The organism is Streptomyces sp. NPDC033174, from assembly GCF_055577795.1.
In genome coordinates this window covers 486,908-500,012 of record NZ_JBVIPQ010000006.1, presented here as the reverse complement: position 1 = coordinate 500,012, position 13,105 = coordinate 486,908, and the positions used below count along the sequence as shown (strand labels likewise).

Here is a 13,105-nt window from a genome sequence, read left to right as displayed (position 1 = left end):
GTTGACGACGCTGCGTCCGGAGCAGGCGGCGTACATCGGTGTCGAGGTCGAGGGCCCGTACAAGCCCGACCACTACCGCTACTGATCCCGATGGCAGCCGACGAGGTACGCGACCCCTGGCTCCCGGACCGGCTGCTGCGGACCGAACGGGACGCACTGATGCCGTTGCTGCGCCGCACGCCTCCGGCCGCGTACAACCTGCGCACCGCCTGCCCGGGCTGGACCGTCCGGCAGGTGCTCGCCCACTGCGGGGCGGCCCTCGTACGGATCGTCGAGGGCCGCCTGGAGGAGGGCGTCTTCCTGCCCGAGGCCAACGCGTCCGACGTCGCCGAGCGGGAGGAGTGGCCGCTGGCCAGGATCCTCGACGAGTTGGAGCGCGGCTTCACCGAGGCCGGCCCGGCGATCGCCGCGAGTGACGGCACGCTCGACGCGGTGGCGCTGGGGGAGTGGGTGCACGCGGGCGACGTCCGCGAGGCGTTCGGCGAGCCGGGCGCCTACTGCGGGGAGAGCCTGCCCCTCGCCCTGCCCCTGCTGATCACCGCCAGCCGCAGGCGCGAGACCCCGCGCCTGGTCGCCGAACTGGCCGGGACGCCACAGTGGTTGGACCTGGGCAACCCGATCGAGGGCCGGCCCCCGGCCCGCTTCCACGGCGACGCGTCCACCCTGATCCGCCTCTACGCGGGCCGCCCGCTGGTCGCGACCCGCTACACCCTGACGGGCGCGACGGAGAAGGAACTGCTCATCTACCGGTGACACGGGTTGTCGGCAGGCGTCCTTGGGGGGAAGCCCGTCAGCACGGAGGCAGGTGCCGGGCGAAGAACGCCCGCACCCGCCCCCGTACCCACGGCACCGACTCCGCCGGGGTGATCGCGCCCACCAGCGCGTCGCGCTGCGCCCTCGTCATCAGCCCGGCGGTCCGCAACTGCGGCGCCATCACCCCGTAGTCGGTGAACACCCAGTGCGCGGCGTCGGCGAGCTGCCGTCGGTGGGTGCGTCCGCCGGGGTGGGCGAGCACCGCCGACCAGGAGCGGTCGATCCGGTCGTCACGGAAGCCGTCGGTGCCCAGCAGGAGCAGCGGCCGGTCCACCCCGTCCCGGGCGACCGGGAGCAGCTCCCCCGCCGGGGTGTCCAGGTAACCCTCCATGTTGACCGCCGCGCCGATGCCGGGGATCTCGTACATCGCCTGGGCCACGGTCGTGCCGCCGGCGGAGTGGCCGTACATGCCCACCCGTCGCAGGTCCAACGCGCGGCCGAGGTGCGCGGGCAGGGCACGGCCGCTCGCGTCGGGGGTGCGGCCCGCCGCCACCTCCCCGAGCCGGTCCAGCACGAGGCGGATGTCCGCGAGCCGGGTGCCGATCATTTTGCGGAAGAACGCGCTGTCCGTCCCCGGGGGGCCCTGGAGGCACCGCACCCGGCCGTCGGGGAACTCCACCTCGCTGGTCTCGCCCGGGTGGTCGACGCTCACGACGACATGGCCGTGGCTCGCCAGCTCCTCGGCGAGACCGGTGCCGAGGGTGCGCGGGTCGCCGCCGCCGGGGCTGTGGAGCAGGACCGGCCGGCGGACGGGGAGCGCGGGGACGCCGGCGTGCGCATGAGTGAGGGTGGCCGCCCAGTTCACTCCGCTCTTCGGCAGCTGCGGGTGCACATGGACGGTGTCGATCGCCGCGAACCGCTGGGCGGCGCCTTCGGTCATCTGCGGGGCGCGCGGGTGGCCGGGGCCGGTACGGGCCGGGTAGAAGACCGTGGCCATCACCTCGCGGAAGCCGAGTGCGCTGTCCCACGGGTCGGGCCGGTCCCGGTCGACGAGGTGCAGGGTGGTGACGCCGATCCGGTACGGTCCGGTCGGCGCCGGCAGCTGCAGCGTGAGGCCGTCCCGGGCACCCCCTCGGGCGCTTCCCCGACCGGGGCGGCCCCCCGCGGGCCGGGTCCGCGCCGCCTGAGCCCGCGCGGCCCCGGGTGTCGTCGCGCCGGTGACCAGCAGTGCGGCGGCCAGCGCGGCCGTCCTGGTGACGGTCCGCCGGTTCACGGGCCTGTCGTGGAACCTGTCGTGAAGCACGTGTTCCCCCTTGATGTCTCGGTGAGTCGATCTCTCGTGGGTCGGCGTCGTACGCCTTCCGGCATGCTGGTGCCGGGTGGGGAGAACGGGCGAGGGTTGAGGCCCCGCCCTCAACGATGGCGCGTGGGCGCGGGGGAGCGTAGTGATCCGGATCCATGTCACGTCCGCGGACCTCGCCGCGGTCAGGTTCGCGCCCCGGCCGGCGCCGCTGGCGGAGCTGAACGCCGCCCTCATGAGGATGGTCCGCCCGGACCACGACGTGCTCTTCGGCCGTTGGAGACGACGGCTGCTCCACGCCCTGCCGTCCGCCGTCGAACCGCTGGGGGATCTGGTCCCCGGCCGCGACGCACCGTCCTTCCTCGATGTGTTCAGCGATGACCTGGAAGAGGGTCTGGACACCGTTCGGACGTTCGGCACGGCGTTCGTCCGCGCCGAGATCGAGCGCGTCCACGCCACGTTCCCCGCGCGGGCGTGGGTCCGCGATCTGCACCGCGGCGACGACGACGCCTGGCGCCTCCTGCGGCGCGCCCAGCGCGCGGCCTTCGACACGGTCGTACGGCCCGTTTGGCCGGTGGTGCAGGACCTTCACCGCAGCGAGTTCACCCGTCACGCCCTGACCGTGGCCGAGCACGGCATCGGCGCGGCGCTCGCCGCCCTGGTGCCAGGCTCCCGGCTGCGAGAGGGGGTCTGGGAGTTCGAGGCGCCCTTCGACCGGGAGATCAGCCCGCAAGGCCGGGGCGTGGAGCTGCGGCCCACGTTCCACTGGGGTGGCCATCCGCTGGTCTCCGACCTGCCCGGGCGGCCCGTGACGCTGACGTACCCGGCCGGGCCGGGCCTGCCGCTGTCGCCCGAGGGACCGGGCAGTGTCGAGGACGCGCTGACCGGGGTGCTCGGCCGCACCCGCGCCGACCTTCTCTTCCTGCTCGCCGAGCAGCACACCACGAGCGAGCTCGCCCGGCGGCTGCGCGTCAGCAATGCCACCGTCTCCGCCCACACCGGCGCGTTGCGCGCGGCCGGACTGATCACCACGGTCCGCGCCGGACGGGCGGTCCTGCACCGCCGCACCGCACTGGGCGGCCTGCTGGTCCGGCGGCAGGCGCGACCGGCTGGGGGGCGGGGGTCCACCGACCGGTGGACATGAGGTTCAACCGGGCGAGGCTGTCGGCAGTCCTACGGCTCCGACCAGCATGGATGCCATGACGAACCCCACTGTACGCATGGCCCGTTGGAGCGCCGGACACCCCTGGCGCGCGATCGGCGGCTGGTTCCTCTTCGTGGTCCTGTGCCTCGTCGCCGGGCTCTCCGTCGGCAGCAATCCGGCCACCAGTGAGCACTTCCGGGTCGGGGAGGCGGGCCGCGCGGAAGCCATGGCGGCCGAAGGCGGGCTCCAGCAGAGGCCCGTGGAACGCGTGCTGATCACCGCCGCGCCCGGTACGGCCGTACGGGACCCGGCGGCGGCCGACGCCGCCGCACGGGACATCACCGAGCGGATGAGGAGACTGCCCGAAGTGCTGTCGGTCGCCGCGCCGGTGCGCTCCGCCGACCGCACGGCGGTCCGGGTCGACGTCACGCTGAAGGGCCCCGAGCTCGACGGCAAGAAGCACGTCGACCCGCTGCTCGCGCAGACCGCCGAGGTGCGGGCCGCCCATCCCGGTCTCCGGGTGGAGGAGACCGGCAGCCCGTCCATCAGCAAGGGCGTCGACGAGCTGCGCGGCGACGACCTCTCACGCACCGAGATGATCGCGCTGCCGGTCACGCTGATCGCCCTGCTGTTCGTCTTCCGGTCGGTCGCGATGGCCACCGTGCCGCTGCTGCTGGCGCTCTCCTCGATCGCCGCCGCGGTGGGCCTGTCGATGCTCGCCTCGCACGCCTTCCCCGACGCGGGCGTCGGTACCAACGTCATCCTGCTGATCGGTCTGGCGGTCGGCGTCGACTACACCCTCTTCTACCTCAAGCGCGAACGGGAGGAACGGGCCAAGGCCGGCGGACGGCTCACCTCCCGGGCCGTGGTCGAGCTCGCCGCCGCCACCTCAGGACGGGCCGTCGTCGTCTCCGGTCTCGCCGTCGCCGTCTCCAGCGCGACGCTGTACCTCGCGGACGACGTCATCTTCTCCTCCATCGCCACCGGCGCGATCGTCGTCACGCTCGTCGCCGTCGTCAGCTCGCTGACGGTGCTGCCCGCGCTGCTGGCCAAGCTCGGCGACCGGGCCGAGCGACGGGCGGCCCGGCGCCAGGGCACGACCGTACGACCGAGGCGGCACAGGACCGGCCCCGGCCGCCTCACCGCCGCCGTCCTGGGAGCCACGAGCAGGCGTCCCGCCGCCACGCTGACCGTCGGTGTCCTCGCCCTGCTCGCCCTCGCGGCGCCGCTGCTCGGCCTGAACCTGACCGACATGGGCCGCGAGACCCACTCGCGCGCCATCCCCGCGATGCAGACCTACGACCGGCTGAACGCGGCGTTCCCCGAGCTGAAGGCCATGCACCAGGTCGTCGTACGCGCCCAGCCGGACCGTGCCGAAGAGGTGGCCGGCGCCCTGCGCGGACTCGCCCGCGCCGCCCACTCCCAGGCTCCCCTGCTGCGCGTCTCGCCGGACCGGCGGATCACCCTGCTGGAGATGCGCGTACCGCACCATGTGAGTACCGAAGCGGCCCAGGACTCCCTGGAACGCCTCCGGCACACCCACCTGCCGGCCACCGTGGGCCTGCTCCCCGGCGTCGACAGTGCGGTGACCGGGGACGTCGCCCGCTACGCCGACTATCCGGCACACCAGAAGCGGAAACTGCCCCTGATCATCGGCGCGCTGCTCCTGGTCACCTTCGTCATGACGGTGTGGGCCTTCCGGTCCGTGGTCCTCGGGCTGGTCGGGGTTGTCCTCAACCTGCTCTCGGCGGCCGCCTCGCTGGGCCTGCTCGTCCTGGTCTTCCAGGGCGACTGGGCCGAGGGGCTGCTCGACTTCACCTCCACGGGGTCGATCGGCTCGCGGGTCCCGCTCTTCCTCTTCGTGATCCTCTTCGGTCTGTCGATGGACTACCAGGTGTTCGTGATCAGCCGGATCAGGGAGGCCGCGCTGAGCGGGGTGCCCACCCGCAAGGCCGTCCTCGACGGGATCGGCGGCTCCGCCGGAGTGGTGACCAGCGCCGCAGTCGTCATGGTGACGGTGTTCGCGAGCTTCGCCGCCCTGCACCTCATCGAGATGAAGCAGATCGGTTTCAGCCTCACGGTGGCCGTCCTGCTCGACGCCTTCGTCATCCGCATGGTGATCCTGCCGGCCCTCGTGCTGATACTCGGTGAGGCGAGCTGGTGGCCGTCGCGCGGTGTGGGTCGGGCGCGACTTTCCACCCCGGCGGCCGGCCGACCGGTGAACGTAGGCTGACCGGCATGGATCAACGCCCGCGGCCCGCACGCCAGATGCCGGTACCGGCGCTGCACCGGTGGAACGCCGTGCTGTGGGTGCTCCTGGGCCTGACGCCGCCCGCGATCTCCGTGGCGGACGCACCCGCCGCTACGAAGGCGGGGGTGTTCGGGCTGCTGGTCGTGCTTGCCGTGGCGTACGCGACGGTGGGACTGTTCCCCGGAAACACCGTCCTGCGCCCGCGCGGCTACCTGTGCGTGCTCGTCCTCGGCCTCGGGTTGATGTCCTGCCTGCTCAAAGGTGGCGCGGCGCTGTTCGTCATCTCACTGCCGCACTTCTGGATCTACGCGGGGAGCCCGGGGGCGTCGGTCGCCTTCAGCGGCCTGGGTGCGGCGGCCACGGTGGCCGGTCACCTTCTGCGGCCGGGCCCGGAGGGCGAACTCCTCACCGGCAACGTCGTCGCCACTCTGATCGGCTACGCGGCGAGCGTGCTGCTGGGCCTCGGGATGCGGCGGCTCGTCGCGGAGAGCGAGGAGCGGGCCCGTCGCCTCGCCGCCGAACTGGAGGCGGCCGAGGAGCGGTTGGAGCAGACCCAGGCCGAGGCGCTGCGCCGTCAGGGCGCGACCGACGAACGCGAACGGCTGGCACGGGAGATCCACGACACCCTCGCCCAGGGGTTCGCCTCCATCATCGTCCTCGCCGAGGCGGCCCGCGCGGGCCTCGGCACCGACCCCGGGCGAAGCGCCCAGCAGCTGCTCTCCATCGAGAGCACGGCACGGGAGAACTTCGCCGAGGCCCGCGTCCTGGTCGGCTCCGCCCCGCAGAGCGGCCTCACCCCCGGCCAGGTGGCCGTCACCCTCCGCCGGACCCTGGACCGGTTCGCGGAGGACACCGGTCTCGCCGTCGACGCGGAACTGCCGGACGTCGCATGTGACCAGCCGGCCCGGATCGCGCTCTTGCGCTGTCTGCAGGAGTCGCTGGCCAATGTGCGCAAGCACGCGGACGCCTCCACGGTGGGCGTCGTGCTCACTCCGTACCCGTACGGCGTCGAACTGGAGATCACCGACGACGGCCGGGGCTTCGTGGTGGAGGAGTCCCGGGGCTTCGGCCTCGACGGGATGCGCAAGCGGCTCGCCGAACTGGGCGGCGAGCTCACGGTGACGAGCTCGGTGGGGGACGGTACGCGGGTCCTCGCCATGATTCCCCTCGACGGACAGGTGTGACATGCCCCAAGTGCCGCAGGAAAAAGCCCCGGTGAAGCTCCGGATCGTGCTGGCCGACGACCACACGGTCATGCGGGCAGGAGTGGCCGCGCTGCTCGCCTCGGACCCGGCGATCGAGATCGTGGGAGAGGCGGACAACGGCCGCGAGGCCGTCGGACTCGTCGAGCGCCTCGAGCCCCACGTGGCCCTGCTGGACCTGCGGATGCCGGTCCTCGACGGGGTCGGCGCCACGGCCGAGATCGTCGCCGGGCCGGCCGCGACCCGGGTACTGATCCTCACCACGTACGACACCGACGTCGAGATCGAACGGGCCGTCGAGGCCGGTGCCGTCGGCTACCTCCTCAAGGACACCACCGGCGAGCAGCTCGCCGACGCCATCCGCGCCGCGGCCCGCGGCGAAACGGTCCTCGCGCCCCGTGTCGCCGAACGCCTCGTGGCCCGGATGCGCCGACCCGCTCCGGTGGCCCTGACCACCCGCGAGGTGGAGGTCCTGAACGCGGTGGCCGACGGCCTCTCCAACGCGGACATCGGCAAACGCCTGGTCATCGCGGAGGCCACGGTGAAGACCCACCTCCTGCGGGTCTTCGCGAAGCTCGACGTCGGCGACCGCACGCACGCGGTGGTGGTGGCGCTGGAACGGGGGTTGCTGGTCAGAGGCGGCCGTGCTTGAGGGCACAGGGGAAGTGGGCGGAAGTCGCCGGCGCGAGCGTGGGCAGGCGTGTTGCGTACGGTGGATGCCCTGTCGGCAAGTCTTTGAAGGGCCCTGAAGCGGTGCGGGGGCGCGGGCAGTTGGGGGTGGGGGCTTTGGTCGGCCTCCTCGGCGCTGTTTAGCCTGTGCACGTCACCCCCTGCTCCCTTGGACGAAAGCGACCCATGCGCCTCACGCGGATACTCGCCGCAACCGCCGCCCTCGCCCTGCTCCCCGCGCTCGCCGCGTGCGAGGACACCAGTCCTGCCGGCTCCGCCGGGCCTGCCGCGGCTCCCACGGCCGAAACCGAGTCGGCCCCGCGCTCCTTGGCCGAGGCGCAGCGGTACGTACAGCGGTACGCCTCCTGCGAGGACATGAGCACCGAGCCGAACGACGGGCGGCTGCCACTGACCGAGTTCACGAACGTCGGAAAGTGGTCCGTGACCGAGCGGGGCGTGTGCAGCGACCGTGTCGAGCGCGGCGAGATCATCTTCTACATGGCCTCGGACATGAAGGCGTTCCAGACGGGCTACAAGGAACGCGTCATGGCCAGGATCAAGGCGGGGGAGCCCACGTACGGGCTGTTCAGCCGTGTGTTCGTCGGCAAGAACTTCGCCATCACGCCGACCGGGACCAAGACGGCCGTGGCGCTGTCACGGTCCGATCTGCGCATCCTGACCTGTAATCCGACGGGCTCCGTGCCCGAGGGGTACAAGCGGGAGAAGGCGCTGGTCGACGGCTGCGTTCTCAGCGACTTCGTCAACAGCGAGGACGGGAAGGGCAGTCCGAACTTCGAGACCCCCCGGGACCCGGCGGCGGAGGGCGGGTCCGAGAAGCCCGGGCAGCCCGCGCAGGGCAGCCTGGGCCTGCCCAGTGCCGACAGCCTGGACGAGCTGAAGAAGCTGGTGCACCCCCACACCGTCGACTGCACGAACTACTCCACGGAGCAGGAGTCCCTCGCCACCGAGTCCATCGACTACCAGCCCGTCGTCGTGGGCGAGTACCGCTCATGGGGCGTCGAGGCCCGTGCGATCTGCGGGACTCCGGCGGGGGCGCAGCGCGCCCACAATCTGAACTGGCTCGACCTGGTCGACGACATGAAGACGCTGCAGCTCAGGGCGAAGGCGGCCCAGCAGGAGGATCTGAAGGACGGCCGCCTCTCGGCGACGGCGAGCAGGCTGCTCGTCGGCGAGAACATCGCGGTGGAGACCAACAACAAGGACATCCGGCACGGCCTCTACCAGCTGCAGTTCCTCACGCTGAACTGCGAGCCGGGCTTCACGGCGCCGGCGGGCTACCGTCTGGAGAAGTCCCGGGTGGAGGGCTGCGTGCTCACCAACTTCGAGCGCTGACGAAGGGCGCTGACGAAGGGCACTGAGACGAAGGACGTTGGGGGGCCGCCCGGGTGGCGGGCCCTTCGGCGAACGCAACGCGCCGAAAGAGGGCCGCATACGAACGGGGCGGCGTACGCCGACCGGTGTCGGTGTGCGCCGCCCTCGGGTGGGACGAGTTGCGGGAGGTGGGCCCGCGTGGTCATGGCGGTTATTTCTGGTCGTCGTTGAACTTCGACGTCGACCAGAAGTAGCCGAGCACCGCGAGGCCGAGGCACCAGGCGACGGCGAGCCATCCGTTGTTGCCGATCTCGGTGCCGAGCAGCAGACCGCGCAGGGTCTCGATGGCGGGCGTGAACGGCTGGTACTCGGCGATCGGCTGGAACCAGCCCGGCATCGCGTCGAGGGGGACGAAGGTGCTGGAGAGGAGCGGCAGCAGGATCAGGGGCATGGCGTTGTTGCTGGCGGCCTCGGCGTTCGGGCTGATCAGGCCCATGCCGACCGCGATCCAGGTGAGCGCCGTGGCGAAGAGCACGAGCAGTCCGAACGCCGCGACCCACTCCAGGAGGGTGGCATCGGTGGAGCGGAAGCCGATGGCCACGGCGACGGCGCCGACGAGGACCACGCTGGCGATGGACTGCAGCACGCTGCCGATGACGTGCCCGATGATCACGGAGCCGCGGTGGATGGCCATCGTGCGGAAGCGGGCGATGATGCCCTCGGTCATGTCGTTGGAGACGGAGACCGCGGTGCCGACCACGGTGCTGCCGATGGTCATCAGCAGCAGGCCGGGGACGACGAAGGCGATGTACTCGGAGCGGTCCGGACCGCCGCCGCCGATCCCCGCGCTCATGGTGTCGCCGAAGATGTAGACGAAGAGCAGCAGCAGCATGATCGGCGTGAGCAGCAGGTTCAGGGTGAGGGACGGGTAGCGCCGGGCGTGCAGGAGGTTGCGGCGCAGCATCGTGGAGGAGTCGCGCAGGGCGAGGGAGAGGGAGCTCATCGGACAGCCACGCTTTCCTTGTCGGGTCGGTTGGTGCCGGCGCCGCCGGTCAGGGCGAAGAAGACGTCGTCGAGGTCGGGGGTGTGCATCGTCAGCTCGTCGGCCTCGATGCCGGCCGAGTCCAGCCAGTCGAGGAGAGAGCGCAGCTCGCGCTGGCTGCCGCGGCTGGGGATCTGCAACGCGAGGGATTCGTCGTCCCGGGAGGCCTCGCGCAGGGCGGAGGCGGCGCTCTGGTACGCGGCCGGGTCGGTGAAGCGGAGCCGGACGTGTCCGCCGGGGATGAGCCGCTTCAACTCCTCGGCGGTGCCCTGGGCGGCGATCTTGCCGTCGTTGAGTACGGCGATGCGGTCGGCGAGTTCGTCGGCCTCCTCCAGGTACTGGGTGGTGAGGAAGACGGTGACGCCGTCGGAGACGAGCTCGCGGATGATCTGCCACATGTTGTGCCGCGAGCGCGGGTCGAGGCCGGTGGTCGGCTCGTCGAGGAAGATGATCCGCGGGTTGCCGACCAGGGTCATGGCGATGTCGAGGCGGCGCTTCATGCCGCCGGAGTAGGTGGAACTGGGCTTCTTCGCGGCCTCGGTGAGGTCGAAGCGCTCAAGCAGCTCGGCGGTGACCTGCCGTCCCTCGCGCTTGGAGAGGTGGTGCAGGTCCGCCATGAGGAGCATGTTCTCCTCGCCGGTGATCAGGCCGTCGACGGCGGAGAACTGTCCGGTGACCCCGATCGCGGCGCGCACGGCCTGCGGGTCGGTGGCGAGGTCGTGACCGCCGACGTGGATCCGGCCGCTTGCCGGGCCGGGGGAGATGAGGGTGGAGAGGATCTTGACGGCGGTGGTCTTGCCGGCGCCGTTCGGGCCGAGCAGGGAGAAGACCGTTCCTTCGGGGACGGCCAGGTCGATGCCGTCGAGGACGGTCTTGTCGCCGTAGGACTTGCGCAGCCCGTTCGCCGCGATGGCCAGGTTCGTCATGGGGGGTGCTCCTTTACAGGCTGCGGGCGGTGATGTCGCCGTAGGCGGTGGTCGCGTGGATGTTCAGGCCGGCGGCGTCGCCGTCGGTGTTCTTGAGCGCGTTGTGGATGCGGCCGTAGCTGGTGCCGGCGTCCAGGGAGGCGGAGACTCCGTGGGCGGCGCCGACCGAGATCTCGCCGTGCTCGGTGCGCAGCGTGACCGTGCCGCGCACGGCCTCGGTGATGTGGAGGTCGCCCTTCTGGGTACTGATCTCCGCGGGGCCGCCGAGGCGGCCGACCGAGACGTCGCCGGCCTGGAGAGTGAGGCGCAGGCTCGCGGCTTCGTCGAGCTCGACCGTGCCCTGGGCGCTCTCGAAGGCGATGTCGCCGAGCCGTCCGACGCCCCGGAATTCGGCGGCGGCCGCCTTCGCCTCGACGCGGGAGCCGGCGGGCAGCTGGACCGTGACCTCGATGGATCCGGAGGGGCCGAAGTACTGGTTCTTCGCCGCCGGGGCCTCGATCCGCAGGACGCCGTCGCCGTATGCGACCTCGATCTGCTCCGCCGCCTTCACGTCGCGGCTCTTCGAGGCGTCCGTGGGAAGGACCTCGACCGTGGTGTCGGCCCGGTCGGCTGCGATGAACCGGACGCGTCCCGCGGGGATGTCGAGGACGGCGGAGATCGGGGCGGAGGTGTCGAACTTCTGCATGATTCTCTCCTGGCTGCTCGTTCTTTCTTACGCCGGAAACGCTACGTTGCATTCGCGGATCCTTCAATATGTTCGTTGCGAAGAATCAACATCACTGCAGGTCAAAGCCGGAGAATCGTTGCAATGGTCGTGAATTCAATGCAACAGAAGGTGATGTGCTCGTTGCAATGAATGGAAAGTGAACGCTATAGTGGAGCCATCAGGGACCCACGAAGGGAGATCGCGATGCCGGGAGGCAGGCTCACCCAGCAGGAACGCCAGCAGATCGCGCTGGGACTGGCCGACGGCCTTGCCTACGCGGAGATCGCCAGACGTCTCGACCGCCCCACCTCGACGATCACGCGCGAGGTGATGCGGAACGGCGGTCCGACCGCCTACCGCGCCGACCTGGCCCACCGCGCCACCGAACGCCGCGCCCACCAGCGCAGGCAGGCCGCGCCCCGAGGGCCGCAGGCGCCCCCGCAGGCCGACGGACGGGACGCCGAGGCCGTGCGCGAGTACGAGGAGACGTTCACCACGCTCCTCATGCAATCGGGCCTGCCCAAGATGATGTCCCGGGTGCTGACCTGCCTCTACACCACCGACGCGGGCAGCCTCACCGCGTCCGAACTCGTCCAGCGCCTCCAGGTCAGCCCGGCGTCCATCTCCAAGGCGGTCACGCTCCTCGAAGGCCAGGGCCTCATCCGCCGGGAACGCGAAGAGGGCCGCCGCGAGCGCTATCTCGTCGACAATGACGTCTGGTACCAGGGGATGGTCGCCAGCGCCCGGTCCCACGCCCAGCTCGCCGAGACCGCACGGCAGGGCGTCAGCCTCCTCGGCCCCGACTCACCGGCCGCCACCCGCCTCGAGAACATCGCCCGCTTCGTCGACTTCGTCGGCGAGAGCATGATCCGTGCCGCAGAGCAGGCCCGCGAGGTCCTCTACACGAAACCGGAAGCGACCTCGGGGGGCACCGCCACGCGACCTTCGGATCGCGGATAGAGGACCCTTGGTCCGTCAGTCCGTCCTCACGATCTGGAACGCCTCCGCCATTCGCCCGGCCGGCAGCCCCGCCGCCGTCGCGTGTTCGCCGAGCCAGGTCCTCAGGAGGCCCGCCAGGTCGTCGAAGTGCGCCGTCTGGGAGGTGTGGATGCGCAGGGCCTCGACCTTGCGGTCGAAGACCGGGGTGACGTCGACGTACTGGTTGGGCGTCGGGCCCGTCATCAGCCACAGTTCCGGGACGATCCACGGCTCGAGGCCCTCCTCCTTGAGGAGCGAGGGGTGCGCGAAGGGGTTGCGGGCCTCCGGGTAGATCGCGCGCAGGGAGGCCTCGCCGACCGCGCGGTGGTCGGGGTGCAGGTCCGCGAGGCGCCCCCAGTTGATCTCCGGGCTCGGGATGATCGCGCGCTGCGGGCGGACCTCCCGGATCACCCGGCACAGGTCCCGGCGGAGTTCCACGCTCGGCTCGACGAGGCTGTCGGGGTAGCCGAGGAAGCGGATGTCCTGGACCCCACTGAGCTTCGCCGAGTGGACCTGTTCGGCGCGGCGCAGATCCGCCATGGCCTGGCGCGGCAGTTGTTCGTCGTATCCGCCCGCGCCACCGTCCGTGACGATGCAGTACGTGACCCGGGTGCCGTGGGCGACCCAGCGCATGACCGTGCCGCTCACGCAGAACTCGATGTCGTCCGGGTGCGCGGCCACCACCAGCAGGGAAGCGGGGGCGCTGCGGTCTGTGAGTTCGGTCGCGAAGTCCTCCATGCGGCCAGCCTGTTGGGCGGTCCGGGGGCTCGCAAGGCGACCGCCCTGGCGTACTCGCGCCATG

General features: G+C 71.5%; 13 protein-coding genes. 8 read left to right on the top strand and 5 right to left on the bottom strand.

Features of this window, described 5'->3' with window-relative positions:
- The coding region (locus ACZ5VC_RS22080) for an adenosylhomocysteinase (protein ID WP_351832617.1) at positions 1–85 on the top strand (85 nt) is incomplete at its 5' end.
- Positions 86–90: 5 nt separating this feature from the next.
- On the top strand, positions 91–753 hold the full coding sequence (locus tag ACZ5VC_RS22075) for a maleylpyruvate isomerase family mycothiol-dependent enzyme (RefSeq protein ID WP_469121718.1): 663 nt from the start codon (positions 91–93) through the stop codon (positions 751–753).
- Positions 754–790: 37 nt separating this feature from the next.
- On the opposite strand, the gene ACZ5VC_RS22070 is transcribed toward ACZ5VC_RS22075, so the two are convergent.
- Positions 791–2,056: an alpha/beta hydrolase family protein gene (locus tag ACZ5VC_RS22070; protein WP_469121717.1), complete on the bottom strand. Its 1,266-nt coding sequence runs from the start codon at positions 2,054–2,056 to the stop codon at positions 791–793.
- A 142-nt stretch (positions 2,057–2,198) separates the two neighbouring features.
- Between ACZ5VC_RS22070 and ACZ5VC_RS22065 the strand changes: the two genes are divergently transcribed.
- The 5 genes from ACZ5VC_RS22065 to ACZ5VC_RS22045 all read left to right on the top strand — a co-directional run bounded on the left by ACZ5VC_RS22065 (position 2,199) and on the right by ACZ5VC_RS22045 (position 8,672).
- Positions 2,199–3,197, top strand: coding sequence for an ArsR/SmtB family transcription factor (locus ACZ5VC_RS22065; protein WP_469121716.1), 999 nt, complete (start codon positions 2,199–2,201; stop codon positions 3,195–3,197).
- A gap of 55 nt (positions 3,198–3,252) precedes the next feature.
- The gene (locus ACZ5VC_RS22060) at positions 3,253–5,430 is read left to right on the top strand and encodes an MMPL family transporter (protein WP_469121715.1); all 2,178 of its coding nucleotides are present in this window, start codon (positions 3,253–3,255) and stop codon (positions 5,428–5,430) included.
- Between the two features lie 5 nt (positions 5,431–5,435).
- Complete coding sequence (locus tag ACZ5VC_RS22055) at positions 5,436–6,632, top strand: sensor histidine kinase (RefSeq protein WP_469121714.1); 1,197 nt, start codon at positions 5,436–5,438, stop codon at positions 6,630–6,632.
- A gap of 1 nt (position 6,633) precedes the next feature.
- A complete protein-coding gene (locus ACZ5VC_RS22050; RefSeq protein ID WP_469121713.1) occupies positions 6,634–7,302 on the top strand; it encodes a response regulator in 669 nt (222 codons plus the stop codon).
- Positions 7,303–7,505: 203 nt separating this feature from the next.
- Entirely contained in the window at positions 7,506–8,672 is a 1,167-nt protein-coding gene (locus ACZ5VC_RS22045) for a hypothetical protein (protein ID WP_469121712.1), read from the top strand.
- Between the two features lie 190 nt (positions 8,673–8,862).
- Here the strand turns inward: ACZ5VC_RS22045 and ACZ5VC_RS22040 are convergent, their stop codons facing one another.
- The 3 genes from ACZ5VC_RS22040 to ACZ5VC_RS22030 are packed head-to-tail and all read right to left on the bottom strand — an operon-like array spanning position 8,863 to position 11,304.
- Positions 8,863–9,654: an ABC transporter permease gene (locus ACZ5VC_RS22040; protein ID WP_469121711.1), complete on the bottom strand. Its 792-nt coding sequence runs from the start codon at positions 9,652–9,654 to the stop codon at positions 8,863–8,865.
- Positions 9,651–10,619, bottom strand: a complete 969-nt coding sequence (locus ACZ5VC_RS22035) for an ATP-binding cassette domain-containing protein (protein ID WP_469121710.1) — start codon at positions 10,617–10,619, stop codon at positions 9,651–9,653. The genes ACZ5VC_RS22040 and ACZ5VC_RS22035 overlap by 4 nt, the downstream gene beginning before the upstream one ends.
- A gap of 13 nt (positions 10,620–10,632) precedes the next feature.
- Positions 10,633–11,304 (bottom strand): DUF4097 family beta strand repeat-containing protein, encoded by a 672-nt coding sequence (locus ACZ5VC_RS22030; protein ID WP_469121709.1) that lies wholly within the window; start codon positions 11,302–11,304, stop codon positions 10,633–10,635.
- Between the two features lie 225 nt (positions 11,305–11,529).
- Here ACZ5VC_RS22030 and ACZ5VC_RS22025 point away from each other — a divergent pair, with 225 nt between their 5' ends.
- Positions 11,530–12,285 carry a helix-turn-helix domain-containing protein gene (locus ACZ5VC_RS22025; RefSeq protein ID WP_469121708.1) on the top strand — a complete coding sequence of 252 codons (756 nt, stop codon included), beginning with the start codon at positions 11,530–11,532 and terminating at the stop codon, positions 12,283–12,285.
- 15 nt (positions 12,286–12,300) lie between these two features.
- Here ACZ5VC_RS22025 and ACZ5VC_RS22020 read toward each other — a convergent pair whose 3' ends face one another.
- Positions 12,301–13,041 carry a PIG-L deacetylase family protein gene (locus ACZ5VC_RS22020; protein ID WP_469121707.1) on the bottom strand — a complete coding sequence of 247 codons (741 nt, stop codon included), beginning with the start codon at positions 13,039–13,041 and terminating at the stop codon, positions 12,301–12,303.
- Positions 13,042–13,105: the final 64 nt, after the last annotated feature.

What these genes read in the sequence shown, in the direction of transcription:
- ACZ5VC_RS22060 (WP_469121715.1), top strand. Translation starts at nt 3,253, where the DNA reads ATGACGAACCCCACTGTACGCATGGCCCGTTGGAGCGCCGGACACCCC.
- ACZ5VC_RS22025 (WP_469121708.1), top strand. Translation starts at nt 11,530, where the DNA reads ATGCCGGGAGGCAGGCTCACCCAGCAGGAACGCCAGCAGATCGCGCTG.
- ACZ5VC_RS22040 (WP_469121711.1), bottom strand. Translation starts at nt 9,654, where the DNA reads ATGAGCTCCCTCTCCCTCGCCCTGCGCGACTCCTCCACGATGCTGCGC.
- ACZ5VC_RS22035 (WP_469121710.1), bottom strand. Translation starts at nt 10,619, where the DNA reads ATGACGAACCTGGCCATCGCGGCGAACGGGCTGCGCAAGTCCTACGGC.
- ACZ5VC_RS22045 (WP_469121712.1), top strand. Translation starts at nt 7,506, where the DNA reads ATGCGCCTCACGCGGATACTCGCCGCAACCGCCGCCCTCGCCCTGCTC.
- ACZ5VC_RS22020 (WP_469121707.1), bottom strand. Translation starts at nt 13,041, where the DNA reads ATGGAGGACTTCGCGACCGAACTCACAGACCGCAGCGCCCCCGCTTCC.
- ACZ5VC_RS22050 (WP_469121713.1), top strand. Translation starts at nt 6,634, where the DNA reads ATGCCCCAAGTGCCGCAGGAAAAAGCCCCGGTGAAGCTCCGGATCGTG.
- ACZ5VC_RS22055 (WP_469121714.1), top strand. Translation starts at nt 5,436, where the DNA reads ATGGATCAACGCCCGCGGCCCGCACGCCAGATGCCGGTACCGGCGCTG.
- ACZ5VC_RS22030 (WP_469121709.1), bottom strand. Translation starts at nt 11,304, where the DNA reads ATGCAGAAGTTCGACACCTCCGCCCCGATCTCCGCCGTCCTCGACATC.
- ACZ5VC_RS22075 (WP_469121718.1), top strand. Translation starts at nt 91, where the DNA reads ATGGCAGCCGACGAGGTACGCGACCCCTGGCTCCCGGACCGGCTGCTG.